Origin of the sequence: Nonomuraea sp. NPDC050790 (assembly GCF_044456745.1) — a bacterium.
GTDB lineage: Bacteria > Actinomycetota > Actinomycetes > Streptosporangiales > Streptosporangiaceae > Nonomuraea.
Genome location: NZ_JBITGF010000013.1, coordinates 43,017 through 62,423, shown reverse-complemented (window position 1 = coordinate 62,423; position 19,407 = coordinate 43,017). Strand labels below are relative to the sequence as shown.

The 19,407-nt window shown below is 71.5% G+C and carries 18 protein-coding genes and 1 riboswitch; of the genes, 12 read left to right on the top strand and 6 right to left on the bottom strand.

Annotation, left to right across the window (positions count from 1 at the left end; all coding sequences use genetic code 11):
- The first annotated feature begins 163 nt into the window (after positions 1-163).
- On the top strand, positions 164-1,438 hold the full coding sequence (locus ACIBEJ_RS45695; protein ID WP_397189259.1) for a DUF3089 domain-containing protein: 1,275 nt from the start codon (positions 164-166) through the stop codon (positions 1,436-1,438).
- Here the strand turns inward: ACIBEJ_RS45695 and ACIBEJ_RS45690 are convergent.
- From ACIBEJ_RS45690 to ACIBEJ_RS45680, 3 genes are read right to left on the bottom strand one after another with little or no spacing between them, the layout of a single operon-like run.
- The gene (locus ACIBEJ_RS45690) at positions 1,424-2,302 is read right to left on the bottom strand and encodes an alpha/beta fold hydrolase (RefSeq protein ID WP_397189258.1); all 879 of its coding nucleotides are present in this window, start codon (positions 2,300-2,302) and stop codon (positions 1,424-1,426) included. The genes ACIBEJ_RS45695 and ACIBEJ_RS45690 overlap by 15 nt on opposite strands.
- A 47-nt stretch (positions 2,303-2,349) precedes the next feature.
- A complete protein-coding gene (locus tag ACIBEJ_RS45685) occupies positions 2,350-4,374 on the bottom strand; it encodes a BTAD domain-containing putative transcriptional regulator (protein ID WP_397189257.1) in 2,025 nt (674 codons plus the stop codon).
- Between the two features lie 9 nt (positions 4,375-4,383).
- Positions 4,384-5,379 (bottom strand): rod shape-determining protein, encoded by a 996-nt coding sequence (locus tag ACIBEJ_RS45680; RefSeq protein ID WP_397189256.1) that lies wholly within the window; start codon positions 5,377-5,379, stop codon positions 4,384-4,386.
- 172 nt (positions 5,380-5,551) lie between these two features.
- On the opposite strand from ACIBEJ_RS45680, the gene ACIBEJ_RS45675 reads away from it, so the two are divergent.
- The 8 genes from ACIBEJ_RS45675 (at position 5,552) to ACIBEJ_RS45640 (ending at position 11,609) form a co-directional block, all read left to right on the top strand.
- Positions 5,552-6,124 carry a CDP-alcohol phosphatidyltransferase family protein gene (locus ACIBEJ_RS45675; RefSeq protein WP_397189255.1) on the top strand — a complete coding sequence of 191 codons (573 nt, stop codon included), beginning with the start codon at positions 5,552-5,554 and terminating at the stop codon, positions 6,122-6,124.
- A gap of 46 nt (positions 6,125-6,170) precedes the next feature.
- Complete coding sequence (locus ACIBEJ_RS45670) at positions 6,171-6,953, top strand: phosphatidate cytidylyltransferase (protein WP_397189254.1); 783 nt, start codon at positions 6,171-6,173, stop codon at positions 6,951-6,953.
- Entirely contained in the window at positions 6,950-7,531 is a 582-nt protein-coding gene (locus tag ACIBEJ_RS45665) for a lysophospholipid acyltransferase family protein (RefSeq protein ID WP_397189253.1), read from the top strand. Before ACIBEJ_RS45670 ends, ACIBEJ_RS45665 begins: the two co-directional genes overlap by 4 nt.
- Positions 7,528-8,316, top strand: a complete 789-nt coding sequence (locus ACIBEJ_RS45660) for a class I SAM-dependent methyltransferase family protein (RefSeq protein WP_397189252.1) — start codon at positions 7,528-7,530, stop codon at positions 8,314-8,316. The genes ACIBEJ_RS45665 and ACIBEJ_RS45660 overlap by 4 nt, the downstream gene beginning before the upstream one ends.
- On the top strand, positions 8,301-9,155 hold the full coding sequence (locus ACIBEJ_RS45655) for an aldo/keto reductase (RefSeq protein WP_397189251.1): 855 nt from the start codon (positions 8,301-8,303) through the stop codon (positions 9,153-9,155). Before ACIBEJ_RS45660 ends, ACIBEJ_RS45655 begins: the two co-directional genes overlap by 16 nt.
- Before the next feature lie 71 nt (positions 9,156-9,226).
- Entirely contained in the window at positions 9,227-9,427 is a 201-nt protein-coding gene (locus tag ACIBEJ_RS45650) for a DUF5302 domain-containing protein (RefSeq protein WP_397189250.1), read from the top strand.
- 165 nt (positions 9,428-9,592) lie between these two features.
- A riboswitch (cyclic di-AMP (ydaO/yuaA leader) is annotated at positions 9,593-9,731 on the top strand.
- 185 nt (positions 9,732-9,916) lie between these two features.
- Positions 9,917-10,720, top strand: coding sequence for a hypothetical protein (locus ACIBEJ_RS45645; RefSeq protein ID WP_397189249.1), 804 nt, complete (start codon positions 9,917-9,919; stop codon positions 10,718-10,720).
- A gap of 40 nt (positions 10,721-10,760) precedes the next feature.
- Entirely contained in the window at positions 10,761-11,609 is an 849-nt protein-coding gene (locus tag ACIBEJ_RS45640; RefSeq protein ID WP_397189248.1) for an alpha/beta fold hydrolase, read from the top strand.
- Positions 11,610-11,653: 44 nt separating this feature from the next.
- On the opposite strand, the gene ACIBEJ_RS45635 is transcribed toward ACIBEJ_RS45640, so the two are convergent.
- Positions 11,654-12,856, bottom strand: a complete 1,203-nt coding sequence (locus tag ACIBEJ_RS45635) for a DUF4032 domain-containing protein (RefSeq protein ID WP_397189247.1) — start codon at positions 12,854-12,856, stop codon at positions 11,654-11,656.
- Positions 12,857-12,879: 23 nt separating this feature from the next.
- Between ACIBEJ_RS45635 and ACIBEJ_RS45630 the strand changes: the two genes are divergently transcribed.
- Positions 12,880-14,445, top strand: a complete 1,566-nt coding sequence (locus tag ACIBEJ_RS45630; protein ID WP_397189246.1) for a DUF885 domain-containing protein — start codon at positions 12,880-12,882, stop codon at positions 14,443-14,445.
- 232 nt (positions 14,446-14,677) lie between these two features.
- On the opposite strand, the gene ACIBEJ_RS45625 is transcribed toward ACIBEJ_RS45630, so the two are convergent.
- Together ACIBEJ_RS45625 and ACIBEJ_RS45620 are read right to left on the bottom strand one after the other, a co-directional pair.
- Positions 14,678-15,337 carry a class II aldolase/adducin family protein gene (locus ACIBEJ_RS45625; RefSeq protein WP_397189245.1) on the bottom strand — a complete coding sequence of 220 codons (660 nt, stop codon included), beginning with the start codon at positions 15,335-15,337 and terminating at the stop codon, positions 14,678-14,680.
- 20 nt (positions 15,338-15,357) lie between these two features.
- Positions 15,358-15,948: a TetR/AcrR family transcriptional regulator gene (locus ACIBEJ_RS45620; RefSeq protein ID WP_397189244.1), complete on the bottom strand. Its 591-nt coding sequence runs from the start codon at positions 15,946-15,948 to the stop codon at positions 15,358-15,360.
- Positions 15,949-15,997: 49 nt separating this feature from the next.
- Here ACIBEJ_RS45620 and ACIBEJ_RS45615 point away from each other — a divergent pair, with 49 nt between their 5' ends.
- Together ACIBEJ_RS45615 and ACIBEJ_RS45610 are read left to right on the top strand one after the other, a co-directional pair.
- Positions 15,998-17,416 carry a PfkB family carbohydrate kinase gene (locus tag ACIBEJ_RS45615; protein WP_397189243.1) on the top strand — a complete coding sequence of 473 codons (1,419 nt, stop codon included), beginning with the start codon at positions 15,998-16,000 and terminating at the stop codon, positions 17,414-17,416.
- Positions 17,417-17,791: 375 nt separating this feature from the next.
- Entirely contained in the window at positions 17,792-18,955 is a 1,164-nt protein-coding gene (locus ACIBEJ_RS45610) for an aminotransferase class III-fold pyridoxal phosphate-dependent enzyme (RefSeq protein ID WP_397189242.1), read from the top strand.
- Positions 18,956-19,407: the final 452 nt, after the last annotated feature.

Here is a 19,407-nt window from a genome sequence, read left to right as displayed (position 1 = left end):
GCCCGCCCTGACCGCCTCGGGCCTGGCAGCCATCCGCACGGCACCTGCCCAACACGGCACCTCCGCGGAGGGGGTACCGAGGGGTACGCCTGTGGGGGTCAGGGCTGAGGTGCCTGGTGATGGCGGGGACGGGAAGCTGGGGAGCTCTGGGCAGGGAGAGGGCATGTCCGGGGAGGGTACGCCGGAGGAAGAAGCGGAGGGGTTGGCCGCGGAGGAGGCGGCCAAGGATTTGCTGACGGGGCCGCTGGCCCAACCGGTCTGGCTGTGTCGTCCGGGCAAACCCGGCAACCCCTGCGGCCAAGACGCCCAAGGCAACCCCACCGACCCAGTGATCACGGGACGATACCCAGACGGCCACCAGGTCCCCCTGGACGCCACGGTCATCCGCCCGGACGGCACCACAACCCACGAACCCCCGACCCCACCCCAATCCCCGAAGGTCGACTGCTTCTACGCCTACCCAACCGTCAACCTGCTCGCCAACCCCCTCCTCCTGCTGGGCAGCAACCCGCCGGTGGCGAGGGAGAGCGAAGCCGCGGTAACCCTGACCCAGATGGCCCGCCTGACCAGCACCTGCCGGGTCTTCGTCCCGCTCTACCGCCAGGTGGCCCTGACCGGCTACCTCCTGGGCGCCATCATCCCGCCGCACTTCGAAACCGCGTACGGCGACCTGAAGCAGGCGTTCCAGCACTACTGGGACACCGACAACATCGACCCAGCCACCGGCAAACGCCGCGGCGTCATCCTGCTGGGCCACTCGCAGGGCTCCTTCCACCTGGCCCGCCTGCTGCAGGAGGAGTTCGACGGCAACGCGGCGAAGACGAGCAACCTGGTGGCGGCCTACATCGTCGGCGCCGAGGTGAGAGCGCCGGTCGACGCTCCGGCAGGGGGCGGTTCTGACCCGGTCTCGACGTACCAGCACCTGCCCGCCTGCGAACGTCCCAGCGGCCAGGCCCCCATCCCGGTCGGCTGCGTCGTGGCGTTCAACTCGGCGGATCTGCAGCCCGGCCATGAGGAGACGGTCGCCTTCGGCCGCGCCCCGGACCCGGCCCACCGCGTCCTGTGCGTGAACCCGGCCGCCGTCCTCGCCGGTGGCCCAGCCGACGCGACCACGCCCATGCGCCCCTACATGCCCACCAAGAAGCTCCTCAGGGGCAACCTGCTCGCACCGGCCGGTTCGCTGAACCTGCTGCTCAACTTCACGCCGACCGCGCATCCCACGGGGTTCGCGGCGTACGCGGACCTGGCCACGGGCCGCTGCGCGCGTACCGAGACCAGCAAGGGCCGGCTCGACTGGCTGCAGGTGGACGGCCTGGACGGCATCCGCTCCTCCCACTCGGCCCTGGGCCTGCACGTCCTCGACTACAACGTCGACGGCGGGGGCCTGACGGCGCTGGCCGCCGCCCAGGCCGCCGCGTGGGTGTCACGGGCGGGCTGACAGCTCGCGGAGGGCCCTGACCACGAGGGCGGGGTCCTCCTCGGCGACGAAGTGTCCGCCGGTGATCGTGCGGTGCTCCAGGTCGGGCGCCCAGGCGCCCCAGAGCGCGACGGCGTCGTACGGCAGCGCGTCCCCCCAGTCCCGCTGCAGTACGGTCACCGGCATCCCCAGCCGCCTCCCGGACACCCGGTCGGCCCGATCGTGTTCGCGGTCGATCCCGGCGCTGGCCCGGTAGTCGGCCACGATCGAGGTCACCGCCTCCCGCGAGGCCCGCAGGTACTCGGCCCGCACGTCGGCGGGGATCGCCTCCGGCCGGCCCGTCCAGGCGTCGAGGAAGTGGCCGAAGAAGGCGTCCGGCGCGGCGGCGATCATCCGTTCCGGCAGGCCGGGCGGCTGCGCCATCAGGTACAGGTGGAAGCCGATCGCGGCCGACACCCCGTTCATGACCTCCCACATGTCGAGCGTGGGCAGCATGTCGACGGGCGCGAGGTGGGTGATCGCGTGCGGATGGTCCAGTCCCGCCCGGAACGCGACCAGCCCGCCCCGGTCGTGCCCCGCCAGCGCGAACCGCTCGTGCCCGAGGGCGCGGGCGAGGTTGACGACGTCCTGGGCCATCCGCCGCTTGGAGTAGGTCTGGCCGTCGAGGTCGGCGGGCTTGTCGCTGGCGCCGTACCCGCGCAGGTCGGGGACGATCACCTGATGGTCGGCGGCGAGGTCGCGGGCGACGTGCCGCCAGATGAGGTGGGTCTGCGGGAAGCCGTGCAGGAGCACGATCGGCGGGCCCGAGCCGCCGACGGCCACGTTGAGCGAGACGTCGCCGTCGACGGGGACGCGCTGGTAGGTGAAGTGTTCGATTACGGTCATGCCGACCATCGTCGGAGAAGGGTGTTGAAGAACGATGGAACCGGTCTTCAACGCCCCAGCGCGGCCAGCGCCGACTCCAGCGCCGCCTTGCCGTGGACGACCTCGTGCGCGCCCGCTTCCGACAGGCCGAGGGCGAGCAGGCCGCGCGCGTAGACGATCCTGGGGTCGGCGGGGGAGAAGGGGTCGGCGGGCGGCGGGTCGAGCGCTCCCACCAGGGCCAGCGCCCGCGCCACCACGAGCGTGCTGCCGACGGACGGCTCGGGGTCGGGCGCGCCGCGGTGGCGCCGGTCCATGGCGGCCAGGCACGACGCCTCCTCCAGCAGCAGGTCGCGGGCGGCGGGATCGGTCATGGCGCGCTCCGCCGCGCCGGTGACGGCCGCCAGCCAGCCCGCCTGCACGGTGGCGAGGGCCGCGCGCCGCTCCGCCTCGGACGTGCGGGCGAGCGCGAAGTCCCGCAGCAGGTCGTGGTAGCGGTAGCGGCCCGCCGCGGCCGACTCCAGCAGGCTGAGGTCCACGAGTTCCTCGCAGGTCCGCTCGGCTTCGCGCGCGTCGCGCCCGAGCACCGCCGCCGCCAGCTCCACCGTCAGTTCCGCGCTGTCGGGTACGGCCAGCCGCCGAAACCCCCTGGCCAGCTCGGCATCGAGCTGGTCGTAGCTCAGCGCGAACGACGCCTCCACCCCCAGATCCCCCACCCGCAGCTCGCCGAGCCGCCGCGCGGACAGCCGGGCCAGCAGGTCCTCGACGCTCCACCGGGGCCGCGCCGCCAGCCTGGCCCCGGCCACCCGCACGGCCAGCGGCAGGAACCCGCACGCCGCCGTCACCCGCGCCACCGCCGGGCTGTCGGGAACCCGGGCGACCGCGGTGAACAGGGCCGCCGCCTCGCGTTCCGTCAGCACGTCCAGGTCCACGTGCCGGGCGCCGATGAGGTCGGACAGCCGGGCACGGCTGGTGACCATCACCCCGTTGCCCGCCCCGGACGGCAGCAGCGGCCGGACCTGGGCCGCCGAGGCCGCGTTGTCCAGCAGGAACAGCACCCGCCGGTCCGCGGTGAGCGTGCGCAGGAGCGCGGCGCGCCCTTCCTGGTCAGGCGGTACGCGGGTGGCGCCCAGGGCGTCGAGGAAGCGTTCGAGCACCAGGGCGGGGTCGGCCGGATCGGCGCCCGCGCCGCGCAGGTCCACGTGGAGCTGGCCGCCGGGGTAGCGCTCCTTGACCCGGTGGGCGACGTGGACGGCGAGGGCGGTCTTGCCGACGCCGCCGAGCCCGGAGACGGCCACCATGCCGGTCCGGAGCAGGTCCTCGACCGCCCGGACGGCCTCCTCCCGGCCGGTGAAGTCGGGAATGTCGCCCGGTAGCTGGGCAGGGGCCGGGCCCGCCGTACCGGATGGCGGGAGGGAGCCCGTGATGACCTGCTGGTAGACGTCGGCGAGTTCGGCCGACGGCGCGACGCCAAGCTCCTCGTCCAGCAACCGGCGGGCCTCGGTGAACACGCCGACCGCCTCCGACTGCCGCCCGCCTCGGTACAGGGCGCGCATCAGCAGGCCGCGCACGCTCTCCCGCAGCGGATGCGCCGCCACCAGCGCACTCAGCTCGCCGGTCACCTCCAGCCCGGCCTCCAGGTCGGCGGCCAGCCGACGTTCCAGCACCGCCAGCCGTCGCTGCTCCAGCGCGTCCCGCTGGGCCGAGGCGTAGGGGCCGGGCAGGCCGGCCAGCGCCTCGCCGCGCCACAACGCCAGCGCCTCGGCCGGGCGGCCGGCCTCCACCAGCCGGTCGAACTCCGCCAGATCCGTCTGAACCGGTGCGAGCCGGTACCCCGATCCGGCCGACACCAGCGCCTCGCGGCCGAGCACGGCGCGCAGCCGGGAGGCGTAGGTGCGCAGGACGTTGCGGGCGGTTTCCGGCGGGTCCTCCGCCCACAGCACGTCGATGAGCTGGTCACGGCCGAGCGCGCGGCCGTCGGCCAGGACCAGGGCCGCCAGCAGCAGCCGCTGCTTGGGCGAGCCCAGGTCGAGCTCGGCCGTCCCGCGCCGGGCGCGGACCGGGCCGAGCAGGCCGAGGTGCAGCGTGTCGTCCATGCTCCGAGCCTATGGCTGCATCAGCGTGTCCCTGCTGATGCGGCCGATGTCGTCCACGCAGCGGCCGAGGCCGAGCGCGACCGTCTCGACCGGGCGCTCGGCGCGCTGGACCGGCACCTCGAGCTCGAGCCGCAGCCGCCGGGCGAGGCCGCGCATGAGCGCGCCGCCGCCGGTCAGCACCGCGCCCCGGTCGGCCACGTCGGCGGCCAGGTCGGGGGAGCAGCGCTCGATGACCTCACGGGCGGCCCGTACGATCATGGTGACGGTCTGCCGGGTGGCCTCGTACACCTGCCCGGCGGAGATCGCCACGATCGCGGCCCTGCCGTCGCGGTCGAACCCGCGTACGCTCGCCGTCCTGTTCACCGGCCGCCAGGCCGAGCCGATGCCGCGCTTGGCCACCTCCGCGGACTGCTCGGTGATGTCGAGGCCGTGGTCGCGCTTGACCTGGGCGACGATGGCCCGGTTGACGGCGGCGCCGCCGGACTGGACGGTCGCCGCGTGCACGACGCTGGCGCACGAGACGACGGCGATCCTGGTGGTGTCGCAGCCGATGTCGATGATCATGTTCCCGGCCGCCTCCCTGACCGGCAGCCCGGCGCCCAGCGCGGCGGCCAGGCCGTGGTGGACGAGGTAGACGCGCCTGGCCTCGGCCTGGAAGGCCAGGTCGCGCAGGGCGTTCCCGGCGAACCCCGTGCTGTCGGCGGGCAGCGCGATGACCATGCGCGGCCTGGAGAACGGATGGCCGTGCACCTTCCTGAGGAAGTGCCTGATCATGCGCGTGGTGAGGTCCACGTCGGCGGGGACGCCGCCGACGACGGGCCGGATCGCGACCGGCTCGGGGCCTGGCTTGGGCGGGGCGTCGGCGCCGTAGCCGATCACCTTGCCGGTGGTGGAGCAGCGGACGACGAGCGAGGGTTCGTTGATGACGATGCCGCGCTTCCTGGCATAGATCTGGGTGCTGGCGGCTCCGAGGTCCAGCGCCAGATCCTGGCCCAGAATGCGCATGGGGTTCATATCGCACCAATCGGTCGGCGGGTCATGTTGAGCCTCATATCCGGCGAAGTTTCACCACAACCTCAAGAACGTTCGATCCTTTGCCGGGTTGAGTAGGGCTACTCACCTCATATGCGCTCAAAGCCCCATGTGTCGGGACGTCCGCAGGTCAGACCCTGGACACATGAACGGCCTCTACGCACTCAAGCCCTGGTACGCCGCCCGGCTGGGTGGCGTACGCGCCCTCCTGGTCGCCCGCGAGGTGTCCCCCTCGGCCATCACCGCCGCCGGGGTCGCCTTCGCGGGGGCGGCGGGAGCCGTACTGGCGATCGTCCCTCCCGGCCCGCTCGCCGCGCTCGCCGTCGCGCTGCTCCTCGCCGCCCGCCTCGCCTGCGCCAACCTCGACGGCGGGGTCGCCCGCGAGAGCGGGCGCACGACCCGGTTCGGCGCCGTCGTCAACGAGCTGGGCGACCGCCTGGCTGAGCTCGCCGTGCTGGCGGGCTGCCTCGTCCTGGCCCCGCCCGCGCTGGTCGCGACCGCGGCGCTCGCCGCAACCCTCCCGTCGTGGGTCGCCCTGGCCGGTGCCGCCGCGGGGGCGCGGCGCGCGCAGGGCGGCCCCGTGGGCAAGACCGAGCGCTGCGTGCTGCTGGTGGCCTTCGCCCTCACGGGCTGGGCTTGGTGGCTCGCCCTGCTCGCCGCCGGTTCCGCGATCACCGCCCTGGTACGGCTGGCGCGCCTCGGAAGGGAACTGGCATGACTCCCGAACCCACCCCGCAACGACCGAGCCTCGGAAAGGAGTCGGCGTGATCCTCGAAACCGCACCCTTCCTGGCCGGTGCGCTCGGTGCCAGCGGCGTGGCCGTCTGGGTCTCGCATCGCCGCGAGCTGATCCAGCGCTGGCTGACCTGGGCCGTGGCCGCGCCGGTGGTGACGCTGGCCCTGCTCGTCGGCCCGATGGGCGCGGCGGCGCTGGCCGGGGCGCTCGGACTCGTGTGCGCCGCCGAGTACGCCCGGCTGGTGCGGCTGCGGGCACCCGAGACGCTGATCCTCGCCGGCGCCGCCGCCGTGCTGCCCTTCCTGCCCACACCGCTGACCGCCGCCCCGGTGCTCCTGGCGCTCGCCCTCACCCCGGTGCTCCAAGGTGACGCCGAGGACGGCGGCAGGCGGGCCGCGTACTCCGTCTTCGGGCTGCTCTGGATCGCCCCGCTGAGCGCCCTGGCCACGCTCGCCCCGGCCACCGCCTTCGCCCTCGTGCTGGCCGTCGCACTCGCCGACGTCTGCGCGTGGTGCGGCGGCAGGCTCCTGGGCGGCCCGGCGCTGTCGCCGCTGTCGCCCGCCAAGACCTGGGGCGGCGTGGCCGGCGGCGCGGCGGGCGGTCTGACGGTCCTGCTCCTGCTGGGCGAGTTCACCCCGGTCACCGCCCTGGCCGTGGCCGCCGGAGCGCCGCTCGGCGACCTGCTGGAGTCGATGCTCAAGCGCGGCGCGAAGGTCAAGGACGCCGGAACCTGGCTGCCCGGCTTCGGCGGCCTGCTCGACCGCGTGGACTCCCTGCTCGTGGCCCTCGCCGTAGTGGTGGTGCTGCCGTGAGCCTCGGGGCCGTGATGCGGCGGCGGCTGTGGCGGGCCGCCTTCGCCTGCAGCGGCGGCCTGGCCGTGGAGGGTCCGCCGCCCGGCGGCCCGTGCGTCGTGGTCGCCAACCACTGCTCCCACGCCGACACCGCCGCCCTGCTGGCCGCGCTGCCCGCGCGGCTGCGCCCGTCCGTGGCGGCGGCGGCCGACTACTGGTTCGCCGGCCGCGCGCGGGCGCTGGTCTGCCGGACGCTGGTCTCCGGCTTCCCGGTACGGCGCGGCGGCGGCGGTTCCCGTGACCTGGCGGCAGCCGTACACCTGCTGAGACAAGGCCGTGTCCTGGTCGTCTACCCGGAGGGCACCCGCTCGCGCGACGGCCGCGTCGGCGACTTCCACCGCGGGGCGGCGCGGCTGGCCGAGGCGGCCGGTGTCCCGATCGTCCCGGTCCTGCTGGAGGGGACGGGCCGGGTCCTGCCGGTGCACGGCCGCCTGAGCCGCGCCCCCGTGACCGTCCGTTTCCTGCCGCCCGTCCCCGACCTGGAGACGGCGCACCACCTCCTGCGCTCCCAACAACTCCCGAAGGGTGAAATTTCATGAAGTGGGCACTCATGCGGCTCCTGATGCGCACCGCCGGCCGTACCAGCCGCGGCATCCGCATCGGCTACCGCCACGGCTTCGACAGCGGCACCATGCTCGACTACGTCTACGTCAACAAGGCCCACGGCTGGCCCCTCGACCGGATCTACCTGAACTCGATCGGCTGGCGGGCCATCCGCGCCCGCCGCGACCTGCTCAAGGAGGTCATCAGGGACGAGGTCTCGGCGCGGGCGGGCCGCGCGCTCATCCTCGACGTGGCCGCGGGACCCGGCCGCTACCTCCAGGACGTCGCCAGGGAGCAGCCCGAGGTCGAGGTCGTCTGCCGCGACCTGGCCGAGGCCGGCCTGCGGCTGGGCAGGGAACTGGCGGGGGAGCGCGGCCTCTCGAACGTCCGCTACGAGCGGGGCGACGCCTTCGACCCGGAGCCCCTGGACCGGCCGGCCGACATCATCGTGGTCAGCGGGCTGTACGAGCTGATCCTGGACGACGAGACGATCAGGAAGTCGCTGGCCAGGCTCCGCGACCTGCTCGCGCCCGACGGCGTGCTGATCTTCACCACGCAGACCCGCCACCCGCAACTGGAGTTCATCGCCAACGTGCTGCCCAACCGCGACGGGCGGCTGTGGGTGATGAAGTGCCGCCCCGCCGAGCGCCTGCACGCCTGGGCCGTCGAGGCCGGCTACGCCGACGTCGTCAGCAGGAGGGAGAAGATCGGCCTGTTCACGGTCACGACGGCGACTCAGGCGCCGGAATGTATGACCATGGACGCATGCAGACACGACTGATCGGTCAGATGAGTGTCAGTGCCATCGGGCTCGGCGCCATGCCGATGTCGGTGGAGGGCCACATGCCCGACGAGGAGCAGTCGATCAGGACCGTCCACGCGGCCCTGGACGCCGGGATCACGCTGATCGACACGGCCGACGCCTACACGCCGACCGAGGCCGAGGTCGGCCACAACGAGCGCATCGTCGCCAAGGCGCTGGCGAGCTGGGGCGGCGACGCGGACGCGGTGCTCGTGGCCACCAAGGGCGGGCACACCCGGCCACGCGGGCGCTGGGCCGTGGACGGCCGGCCCGAGTACCTCAAACAGGCCTGCGACCGCTCGCTCAAGGCGCTGGGCGTCGAGGCGATCGGGCTCTACCAGCATCACCGGCCCGATCCCGCGGTGCCGTACGAGGAGTCGATCGGCGCGCTCGCGGACCTGCTGGCGGCCGGGAAGATCAGGATGGCCGGGATCTCCAACGCGAACCCGGCCCAGATCAGGCAGGCCAACGAGATCCTCGGCGGGCGGCTGGTGAGCGTGCAGAACCAGTACTCGCCGAGCTTCCGCAGCAGCGAGCCCGAGGTGGACGTCTGCGAGGAACTGGGCGTGGCCTTCCTGCCGTGGGAGCCGCTCGGCGGCATGAACCACGTGGGCCGCCTGGGCAGCCGCCACGCCGCCTTCGGGCAGGTCGCGGCCGAGCGCGGGGTCTCCCCGCAGCGTGTCTGCCTGGCCTGGGAGCTGGCCAGGAGCCCGGTGATGATCCCGATCCCGGGTTCGAGCCGCCCGGCGACGATCCTCGACTCCCTGGCCGCGGCCGACCTCGAACTCACCGAGGAGGAGCTGGCCCGCCTGGGCTGAGCGGTGCCCGGTTTCGCGTCAGGTCGGCCGTCGTGCGAAGCTGTTGTGGTCCCCAACACCAGGAGGTCCTCATGGCGGAATCACCGGAGCCGGAAGTCAGCGAAACTCCCGAGGACGAGATGAAGCGCAAGTTCCGGGAGGCCCTGGAGCGTAAGCGCAACCAGCACACCGACTCGGGTGCGGGTGGCAGGGGCACGGATCAGTCGAAGATCCACGGCGCGCACGGCCCTGCTGCCAGCAAGCGTTCGTTCCGGCGCAAGAGCGGCGGCTGAGCCGACGTTCCGAGGGGGTACGGCATTGCCGTACCCCCCTTTTTCTTGACCTTCTTAGGTAGATCTTCGCCCGTTTCATGGCGATTGTTTTGCTTTTGACGTGTTTGGCACTTACAGTCCATAGCTATACCAGCCCGGCGACCTGGCCCTTCAGCAGGAAGAGGCCTCCGGCTGGCGCCGAATCCCGTACCCGCGGGAACCGGGGAACCAATGTTCCTTTGGGGTGAATCCGACGTCCGCGTCGGTAGGGCATCTCCACGCCCGAACCCGTCAGCTAACCCGGTAGGCGAGATGGAGAGGACTGATCTTTTCATGCACCACCGCGATGAGCCCCCATTCCGCGTAGTTTCACCCGCCGCCTACTGAGCGGCCCCCTTCCCCAAGCTCCACTTCGCGCCAGCGCGTAGCGTCCGTTCGGCTTTGTGCCCGGCTACGCCGCTTTGACGAGCGCGTTTTCCCCTGTCCCCGCACAAAGGACTTCTCTTCTTCATGTCTTCCCGCTTTGGCATGCGTTCTTTCACCATGCTCGCCTCCGCCGCCGTCATCGGCGCGGTCACCCTCGGCACCGGCGCAACCGCACACGCGGACGACTTCTCCGAAAAGAAGCCCCTGCTCAAGGGCTCCACCACCGCTTCGTACTACTGGGACGACGCCTCCGGTCGCAACGGCGACACCGGCCTTCCCGCCTCCGGCAAGCCCATGCAGAAGGGCCTGGCCGCCAGCCCGAGCTGGCCCCTGCTCACCGAGGGCTACGTCATCTACAAGGGCAAGAAGGAGCCGTTCTTCGTCGGTGACCGCGGCCCGGGCGTACCGTCGAACCGCGGCATCATGCTCGACCTCGACGCCAAGACCTTCGCCTCGCTGACCGGCGGCAAGTTCAACTCCAGCTCGCTGACCGTCGACGGCGTCGGCGGCCAGGGCCACATCAAGATCGACTACGTCATCACCAAGTGGGGCCCGGGCGTGGGCAAGAAGAACCACCCCGTCGCCTTCTCCACCGGCGCCTGGTCCCGCAAGGACGCCAACCCGGCCAAGCCCCCGGTCGTGACCGCGGAGAAGAAGATCGAGAAGAAGGAAGAGGACAAGCCCGCCGCGCCCGCGCAGGTCGCGGAGAAGGCGCCGGAGAAGGCTCGCGAGGAGAAGGCGCCGCAGGCCGAGCTGGCCGCGGCGGTCACCAACCGCGAGACCGAGTCCAACGGCGTGGGCGGCCTCGCCCTCGTCAGCGGCCTGGCCTTCCTGGGCGGCGGCCTGTTCCTGGCCCGCGGCCGCATCCGCAAGGCGTTCGAGCGCTGACCTCTTTACTCATGAGGAACAGAATGTGATTCTGTTCCTCATGAGCGAACGCGCGGCCGTCAACGGCATCGAGATCGTCTACGACAGCTTCGGCTCGCCGGACGCACGGCCGCTGCTGCTCATCATGGGGCTCGGCGCCCAGCTCATCCACTGGGACGAGGAGTTCTGCGAGCTCCTCGCCGAGCAGGGCCACCACGTCGTCAGGTTCGACAACCGCGACGCCGGTGAGTCCACACACCTGCACGAGGCGGGCGTTCCGGAATTCGGGTCGCCCGCTTCGCCGTACCTGCTGGCGGACATGGCGCGGGACGCGGCCGGGCTGCTCGACGCGCTCGGCTGGCCCGCGGCGCACGTCGTCGGCGCGTCGATGGGCGGGATGATCGCCCAGCAGCTCGCGCTCGACCACCCGGCGCGGGTGCGGACGCTGACCTCGATCATGTCCACGCCGGGTCCGCAGGTCGCGCCGCCCACGCCCGAGGCGAGCGCGACGCTGATGTCGCCGCCGCCCGCCGACCGCGCGGCGGCGATCGAGCTGGCCCAGCGGACGTGGGCGATCATCGGCTCGCCCGGATACGAGCTGGACACCGAGCGGGTCGCGCGGCTGGCCGGGCTCGCCTACGACCGGGCGAACGACCCCGCCGGGACGGCTCGGCAATTGGCCGCGATCCTGGTCTCCGGAGACCGGACCGAAAGGCTGGGTCGGCTGGCCGTACCCACGCTTGTCCTGCACGGAGAGGACGACGTGCTCATTCCGGTCGCCGCGGGACGGGCGACCGCTTCGGCAATTCCCGCCGCAAGACTGGTCACGTTCCCCGGAATGGGGCACGATCTGCCCAAGCCACTCTGGTCGCGGATCGTGGAAGAGATCACGAAACACACGGCGGAGTGACCCGCGTCGCGCGGCCGTTCCCCCACGGCGGCCGCGCGGCGCACTCACTCCTCGTCCGGCAAAAGCGCCTTCTCATCCGGTTTGTGGACCAGCACCTCGTCGATGTACGACTTCACCGCCGCGCCCAGCCCCACGTCGCCGCCGGCCGCCTCCGACAGGTACCACCGGTGGTCGAGCACCTCGTGGAAGACCTGCGCGGTGTCGAGCTTGCGCCGCAGCTCGGCCGGGATCGCGTCGATCGTCGGCTGGAACGCCTCGGCCAGCCACCGGTGCGCCACGATCGCCTCGTCCTCGTGCCGCAGGCCCTTGGCGACGCGGAAGCCGTCCAGGTCGTTGAGGAGCCTGCGGGCCTGGTTCTCCTCCACGTCCAGGCCGGTCAGGCGGAGCAGGCGGCGCTGGTGGTGTCCGGCGTCGACGACCTTGGGCCGCACGATCAGCCGCCCGGTGCCGACCTTGCGGCGCACCATCATCTCGGCCACGTCGAACCCGAGCAGGTTGAGCCGCCGGATGCGCTGCTCGACCTTGTGCCAGTCGACCTCCTCGATGATCTCGTCCTGGGTGATCTCGCTCCACAGCCGGTGGTAGCGGGTGACGATGTCCTCGGCCGTCTCCATCGGATCGACCGACGGGTGCAGCAGGCCGCCGGCCTCCAGGTCGAGCATCTCGCCGAAGATGTTCACGTGCGCGGCCTCGATGTCGGCCAGCCGCTGCCCCTCGCTGATCATCGGGTGCATCTCGCCGGTCTCGGCGTCCACCAGGTACGCGGCGAACGCGCCCGCGTCCCGGCGGAAGAGCGTGTTGGACAGCGAGCAGTCGCCCCAGTAGAAGCCGTTGAGGTGCAGGCGCACCAGCAGGACGGCCAGCGCGTCGAGCAGCCTGGTCAGCGTGTCGGGGCGCAACGTCCCCGACATCACCGCCCGGTAGGGCAGCGAGAACTGCAGGTGCCGGGTGATCAGCGCGGCGTCCAGTCCCTCGTCGCGGCCCGTGACGTAGGCGACCGGCTCCACCGAGGGGGCATCCAGCCTGGCCAGGTCCCAGAGGAGCTGGTACTCGCGCTTGGCGTACCGCTCGCTGATCTCCTTGATCGCGTAGACCTTGCCGGACAGGCGGGCGAAGCGGACCACGTGCCGGGAGATGCCGCGGGGCAGGTCGACCAGATGGTGCTGCGGCCACTCGGCGAGGGGGGTCTCCCACGGCAGCCGGATCAGGTCGGGGTCACCCAGCGCGCCGGTGATCTGTAGGGGCATTTCATCAGGATATGGTGCGATCCGTGGACGAGTTTCTCTCCTGGTACTTCGACAACCACCCCATCCTCGCCAGCTATCTCGGCGCCGACGGCCACGACCACACGCTCGGCGACTTCTCCGCCGCCGCGCTGATCGCCGTCGAGGACGAAGAGCGCCGCTGGATCACCCGCCTGTCCGAGCTGGAGACCCCCACCCTCGACGACGCGATCGACCGCGACCTCGTCCTGTCCCAGCTGCGCGGCTCCGTCGCCATGGCGCAGTGGCCGGCATGGCGGCGCGACCCCGCCTTCTACGTCTCGCTCGTGTTCACCTCCATGAACACGCCGTTCCAGCAGAAGCTCAAGCCCGAGCACGAGCTGGTCGCCGCCGCCGTGTCCCGGCTGGCCGAGGTCCCCGGCGTCCTGGCCGCCTGCCGCGCCAACCTCGACCCCACGATCGCCGCGCCGCTGCTCATCCGGCGCGGACTCGGCCAGGCCCGCACCGGCCGCCGCTTCCTCACCGCCACGCTGCCGTCGCTGGTCGACGACCCCGACCTGCGCGCCAAGCTCGCCGCCGCCGCCGAACCCGCCGCCGCCGCGTTCGACGAGCTCGTGACCTTCCTCGACGGCTTCGAGTGCGGCGGCACCTGGCGCATGGGCGAGCAGCTCTACACCGTCCTGCTGCGCGAGCGCGAGCTCCTCGGGTACGGCGCCGCCGAACTCCACACCAAGGGCGAACAGGAGTGGGCCGCGCTCGACACCCGCATGCGCGAGGTCGCCCGGCGCGTGAACGGCACGGACGACTGGCGCGCCGCCATGGAGTCCCTGATGGACGACCACCCGCCCACCCTGGAGGCCATGCGCGCCGAGTACGAGGCCGAGACCGAGCGCGCCCGCGCCTTCGTCCGCGAGCGCGACCTCGTCACCTTCCCCGACGGCGAGGAGTGCAGGGTGCTGCCCTCCGCCGAGTACACGCGCCCCATCCTCGCCGTCGCCCACTACCTCGCCCCGCCGCCCCTCAGCAGCTCCCGCACCGGCATCTTCTACGTGCCCTACACCCCCGACGACTTCACCGACGAGCAGGTACGGCAGCGCCTGCGCACCAACTCCCGCGCCCAGATGCCGTCCATCGCCGTCCACGAGGCGTATCCCGGGCACCACTGGCACCTGTCGCACATCGCCGAGAGCCGCCGGACGGTCAGGAAGGTGTTCCGCACGCCGTACTTCACCGAGGGGTGGGCCCTCTACGTCGAGAAGATGCTGCTGGAGCAGGGCTACTTCGACACGCCCGCCACCGAGCTGGCCCACCTGGACTGCCGGATCTTCCGCGCGGCCCGCATCGTCGTGGACACGGCGCTGCACTGCGGGGACATGACGATCGAGCAGGCCGAGACGTTCATGGCCACCAAGGCCTCGCTCTCGCCGGGGACGGCGCAGGGGGAGGTCAACCGGTACTGCGCGTGGCCCACGCAGGCGCCTTCCTACCTGACGGGGGCGATCGAGATCGACCGGATCCGGGAGTCCTACACCGGCACCCTCAAGTCGTTCCACGACCGCCTGGCCGGTTCCGGCGGCCTCCCCTTGGGCCTGGCCGAAAAAGCCCTCACCTGAGGTTTCCGCGATCCCCGAGCCCTCCGATCCCCGAGCCCTCCGATGCCCGGGGATCCAACCCCGCCCACGAGCCCCAGCCTTCTAGTCCCAACCCTCGCGGGAACGCGCTCAAACCCCGCCCGTTGGCCTCGCATTCGACCATCGCTCAGGATTCCCGTTCTAGCGGACCCCCACGGCCTTGGGCTTGTTGTATGGTCCGGCGAACCAGGCTCCGGGCTTGCCGGTGCTTCCCTCAAGCCCCGGTGGCGGGGGTGCGGCGGGGGAAGGCGGGCGGGTTGAGCGAGCGGTCGATCACCGCCGCCAACTGGTCCTCGGTCAGCACGTTCGGCTTGCCCACCGACAACCCGCGCACGTACACCTCACACAACCACTCCAGCAGCCGAGTGGCCTCGAACGCCTGCTCAAGCGTGGCCCCGATCGTCACCCCGCCATGGTTGGCAAGCAACGCCGCCTGCTTGCCCTCCATGGCAACCCTGACGTTCGCCGCCAACTCCGGAGTCCCGTAGGTGGCGTATTCAGCCACCCGCACCACCCCGCCCAGCATGAGCGCGTTGTAGTGCACGGGAGGCAGTTCGGTCATCGTGGTCGCCACCACCGTCCCGAACACCGAGTGCGTGTGCACGATCGCCCGCGCCGAGGTGGTGGCGTAGACGGCGAGGTGCATGGGTGTCTCGGACGACGGCTGAAGCTCGCCTTCCACCAGATATCCGTCCATGTCCACCACGGGGCAAGCCTCGGCGGTAAGCCGGTCGAGCTGGACCCCGGACGGGGTCACCGCGACCAGGTCGCCGTCCCTGGCACTCAGATTTCCCGAGGAGCCGATGACGAGCCCCTGGTCGACGGCGCGCCGGCCGTACTCGCACATCTGTTGTCTGAGCTCGGCCAGCAGCATGCCGGACAATGTACCGCGCCTCAGGCGCCCAGCCCGCCGAGCGCCGCCCCCATGAGCCGCTCAAGATCGGCGCGCCCCAACCGCCCCGGATAGAGCAGCAGGTGCAGGCTCAACCCGTCCACCAGGGCAAGCAAGTGCTCGGTGGCATCGTCGAGGTCGGCGTCCGCGCGTACCTCTCCCGCCGCCCGCGCCTCCACCAGCAGCCCGTGTACGGCGGCGCGCAGCTCACCCGCCTCCGCCCGCTGCACCTCGGCCAGTTCCCCGGACGCCAGGCTCCGGCTCCAGAAGCTGACCTCCAGCCGGGTCTCCTCGGTGCGTTCCTGGTCAAGCGGCAGATTGTCCAGCAGAACCACCCGCAACGCCGCCAGCCCCCGCAATTCGCCGACCTTGCCCGTCAACCGCTCCCGGATCCGCCGGTGCGACTCCCGCAGGGCCGACAGCAGAATCTCATCCTTGTCAGCGAAATAGTGGGACAGCACGCCGTTCGACAGCCCGGCCTCCTTGGCGATGGCGCGGGTGGTGGCCGCGTCGATGCCGTCCCGCACGATCACCTTGCTGGCGGCGCTCAGCACGTCACGGCGGCGCTCGTCATGGTCCACGATCTTCGGCATGCGGGCATTGTATTGACTTTTTAGTCGGACGTCTGTCTACTAACGCGGTATGACGGTCGTCACAGTCGGCGTGCACATCGTCGACATCCTCACCCGCCCCGTGGACCACATCCCCCCGGGCCAGGACACCGTGCTGGTAGACCAGATCCGCCTGACGGCAGCGGGCGCCGCCGCCGGCACCGCCGTGGACCTGGCCAAACTGGGCAACCAGGTGACCTCTCTGGGCGCCATAGGCGACGACGAACTGGGCGATTTCCTCCTCATGGTCATGACCCGCCACGGAGTAGACGTCTCGCACGTCCGCCGCCGCCCAGGCGAACAGACCGCCGCCTCCATCCTCCCCATCCGCCCGGACGGCGGTCGCCCCAGCTTCCACGTCCCCGGCGCCAACCTCACCGTCACCCCGGCCGACGTGGACCCCGACATTCTGCGTACGGCGAAGGCCATACACCTGGGCGGAGTAGACGTAACCTTCGGCCTGGCCGACCCAGCCTTCTTCGCTCTTCTGGACACCCTCCGAGCCAACGGAACCATCATCACCATGGACCTCCTGTCGGAAATGCCCGACCTCTTGTCCATGGCGAAGTCGTTCCTCCCCCACGTCGACTACGTCCTCCCCAACGAGTCCCAAGCCCTCCTCATGACCGGCGCCCCCACCCTCCAGAAGGCCGCCGAAGCCCTGCTGTCCGAAGGCCCCAAGGGCGTCCTGATCACCATGGGCGACCAGGGCAGCCTGATCTTCACCACCGGCCAGAGCCCAAGCGAAGCTCCCAACCAGAGCACCCAAACGCCCCCGCCAGAACCGGCCGCAACGATGAATCCGGACGACCAGCCCACGAAGCCCCGCACCGAAGCCGCAACGACAGACGGCCACCTCACGCAGACCCGCGAAGCCGCCGCGACAGGCGGTCACTCCGCGAAGCCACCAGCCGAAGCCGCAGCGACGGACGGTCACCCCACGGAGACGCGAGCCGAAGCCGCGACGGCGGACGGTCAGCCCGTGCAGCCCCTAGCCGAAGCCGCAACGGCGAACGGGCAGCTAGGGGAACCGCGAACCGAAGCCGCGACGGCGGACGGTCTCGCTGTCCGGACACCAGGCGGCGAGACCGTGCAGCCGTTGGCAGGCGAGGTGGTACCGGCCCTGAAAACCGAGGTCAGCGACACGACCGGCTGCGGCGACGCGTACTGCGCCGGCTTCATCACCGGCCTCCTGCACGGCCAGGACGTGCTCACCGCCGCCCGCTGGGGCACAGCCGCCGCTGCCCGCGTGGCAACCGGCCTCGGCTCCGACGCAGGCATCACCGACCTCCCCTCCACCCTCGCCCTCCTAACCAACCCCACCCCTCCAACCAACCCCACCCCTCCAACCAACCCCACCCCTCCAACCAACCCCACCCCTCCAACCAACCCCACCCCTCAGTCCGCTGGCCAACTCCGTCCCGCCGACCAACCTCAACCCTTCAGCTAGCCCCCTCAGACCCACCCGCGCCTACACCCAGGCCCAGGACCACCTTCCTGCCACCGCCCACGGCTGGAAAGCGCCGGGTGGGATCCGACGGGACACCAGGGCGCGAAGAGAAGGCGGGCGACAGGAACTCGTGGCTGTGCCCGGGGCCGGCCGACACCCGGACACGTGGACTTTCCCACACGACCCGACGCCGGACGTGCGGACATTGCCGGGCACGCGGCTCGCAGGACGTGCGGATGTTGCCCGACACGTGGCTGATGTCGGACAGGCGATGCGGTCTGGCAAGTGGATGTTGATGACGGGATCTTGAAGGAAGGAATTGGGATGACAGATAGCGAACTTCGTCAGCGCGCTGACAAGGTTGTGCCAGGCGGCATGTACGGGCATCTCAACGCCGCCATCTTCGCCCCGGGCTACCCGCAGTTCTTCGAGCGCGGTGACGGGTGCAGGCAGTGGGATGTGGATGGGCGGGAGTACATCGACTTCATGTGCAGTTGGGGACCGGTGGTGCTGGGGCATCGGCATCCCAAGGTTGAGGAGGCGGCGGCTGCTCAGTTGGCCAAGGGGGACTGTCTCAACGGGCCGGGCGCGGTCATGGTCGAGTTGGCGGAGCTGCTGGTCGACACCGTTCCCAGCGCCGACTGGGCGATGTTCTCCAAGAACGGCACCGACGCGACCACGCAGGCGTTGATGGTGGCCAGGGCTGCCACGGGGCGGAACAAGGTTCTGATGGCGCATGGCGCCTACCACGGGGCCGACCCCTGGTGTACGCCGTCACTGGCCGGGACCACCCCCAACGAGCGGGCCGACCTCGTGGAGTTCGCGTACAACTCGCTGTCCAGCCTGGAGGAGGCCGCGGCCACCGTTGAGGGGGACGTGGCGGCGATCATCGTGACGCCGTTCAAGCACGACTCGTTCGAGGATCAGGAACTGGTGGAGCCGGAGTTCGCGCGGGGTGCGCGGGCGCTGGCCGATCGGCTCGGGGCCGCGCTGGTGATCGACGACGTCCGCGCGGGGTTCCGGATCGATCTGCGCGGGTCCTGGGAGCCGTACGGCGTGCGGCCCGACCTGACCGCCTGGTCCAAGGCGATGGCCAACGGCTACCCGATCGCCGCGGTCACCGGCACGGACGCACTCCGCGGCCCCGCGCAGACGCTGTACTCCACGGGATCCTTCTGGTTCTCCGCCGTCGCCATGGCGGCGGCCAAGGCCACGATCGAGACCCTGCGCGACACGGACGGCATCGCCGCCATGGAAAAGGCCGGAGCCCAACTCCGCGAAGGACTCTACGCACAGGCCAAGTCCCACGGCTTCACCGTCAGGCAGACGGGACCGGTGACGATCCCGTGGCTCAGCTTCGAGGGCGACGCCGACCTGTCGGTGGCCATGCACTGGAGTTCGGCCTGCCTGCGGCACGGCGTGTACATCCACCCGTGGCACAACTGGTTCCTGTCCGCCGCCCACACCGAGTCCGACGTCGCCCGCGCCCTGGAGGGCACCGACGCCGCCTTCGCCGAAACCCGCTCCCACCTGGGCTGACGCCACCCGCCGCCGGCTCACTGTGGCGCCCGCCGCCCAAGCCCGCGCCGCCTCACGACAACGACCTGTACCCCCAGAGCGGTGGTGCCTGTTGCCGGTGGGCGGCTACGGGCTACCGCTCTGGTGCCGTCGAGCCGTCCTTACGTGGCGGGCGGGCGGTGGGTGTCGCGCCATGCGTGGCGTGTGGCCGGGGGGAGTGATGGTGGTGGTCGTGCGTGTGGCCGGGCGCGGCTGGGGCGGTGTGAGGAGAAGCAAAGACAGCGCGGGCTGGGGGTGTGGGCGGGCGGAGTGATAGTGGAGGTCGTGGGTGTGGCCGGGCGGGGGTGGGCGGTGTGAGGAGAAGCGAAGACAGCGCGGGCTGGGGGTGTGGGCGGGCGGATTGGGTGGGGTGGATGGGGTCCCGGGTTGGTAGATGGTGTCCTGGGTTGGGGGACGGGTGGGGGTGCGGTGGG

What these genes read in the sequence shown, in the direction of transcription:
- ACIBEJ_RS45695 (WP_397189259.1), top strand. Translation starts at nt 164, where the DNA reads ATGTCCGGGGAGGGTACGCCGGAGGAAGAAGCGGAGGGGTTGGCCGCG.
- ACIBEJ_RS45690 (WP_397189258.1), bottom strand. Translation starts at nt 2,302, where the DNA reads ATGACCGTAATCGAACACTTCACCTACCAGCGCGTCCCCGTCGACGGC.
- ACIBEJ_RS45685 (WP_397189257.1), bottom strand. Translation starts at nt 4,374, where the DNA reads ATGGACGACACGCTGCACCTCGGCCTGCTCGGCCCGGTCCGCGCCCGG.
- ACIBEJ_RS45680 (WP_397189256.1), bottom strand. Translation starts at nt 5,379, where the DNA reads ATGCGCATTCTGGGCCAGGATCTGGCGCTGGACCTCGGAGCCGCCAGC.
- ACIBEJ_RS45675 (WP_397189255.1), top strand. Translation starts at nt 5,552, where the DNA reads ATGAACGGCCTCTACGCACTCAAGCCCTGGTACGCCGCCCGGCTGGGT.
- ACIBEJ_RS45660 (WP_397189252.1), top strand. Translation starts at nt 7,528, where the DNA reads ATGAAGTGGGCACTCATGCGGCTCCTGATGCGCACCGCCGGCCGTACC.
- ACIBEJ_RS45655 (WP_397189251.1), top strand. Translation starts at nt 8,301, where the DNA reads ATGCAGACACGACTGATCGGTCAGATGAGTGTCAGTGCCATCGGGCTC.
- ACIBEJ_RS45650 (WP_397189250.1), top strand. Translation starts at nt 9,227, where the DNA reads ATGGCGGAATCACCGGAGCCGGAAGTCAGCGAAACTCCCGAGGACGAG.
- ACIBEJ_RS45645 (WP_397189249.1), top strand. Translation starts at nt 9,917, where the DNA reads ATGTCTTCCCGCTTTGGCATGCGTTCTTTCACCATGCTCGCCTCCGCC.
- ACIBEJ_RS45640 (WP_397189248.1), top strand. Translation starts at nt 10,761, where the DNA reads ATGAGCGAACGCGCGGCCGTCAACGGCATCGAGATCGTCTACGACAGC.
- ACIBEJ_RS45635 (WP_397189247.1), bottom strand. Translation starts at nt 12,856, where the DNA reads ATGCCCCTACAGATCACCGGCGCGCTGGGTGACCCCGACCTGATCCGG.
- ACIBEJ_RS45625 (WP_397189245.1), bottom strand. Translation starts at nt 15,337, where the DNA reads ATGCTGCTGGCCGAGCTCAGACAACAGATGTGCGAGTACGGCCGGCGC.
- ACIBEJ_RS45620 (WP_397189244.1), bottom strand. Translation starts at nt 15,948, where the DNA reads ATGCCGAAGATCGTGGACCATGACGAGCGCCGCCGTGACGTGCTGAGC.
- ACIBEJ_RS45615 (WP_397189243.1), top strand. Translation starts at nt 15,998, where the DNA reads ATGACGGTCGTCACAGTCGGCGTGCACATCGTCGACATCCTCACCCGC.
- ACIBEJ_RS45610 (WP_397189242.1), top strand. Translation starts at nt 17,792, where the DNA reads ATGTACGGGCATCTCAACGCCGCCATCTTCGCCCCGGGCTACCCGCAG.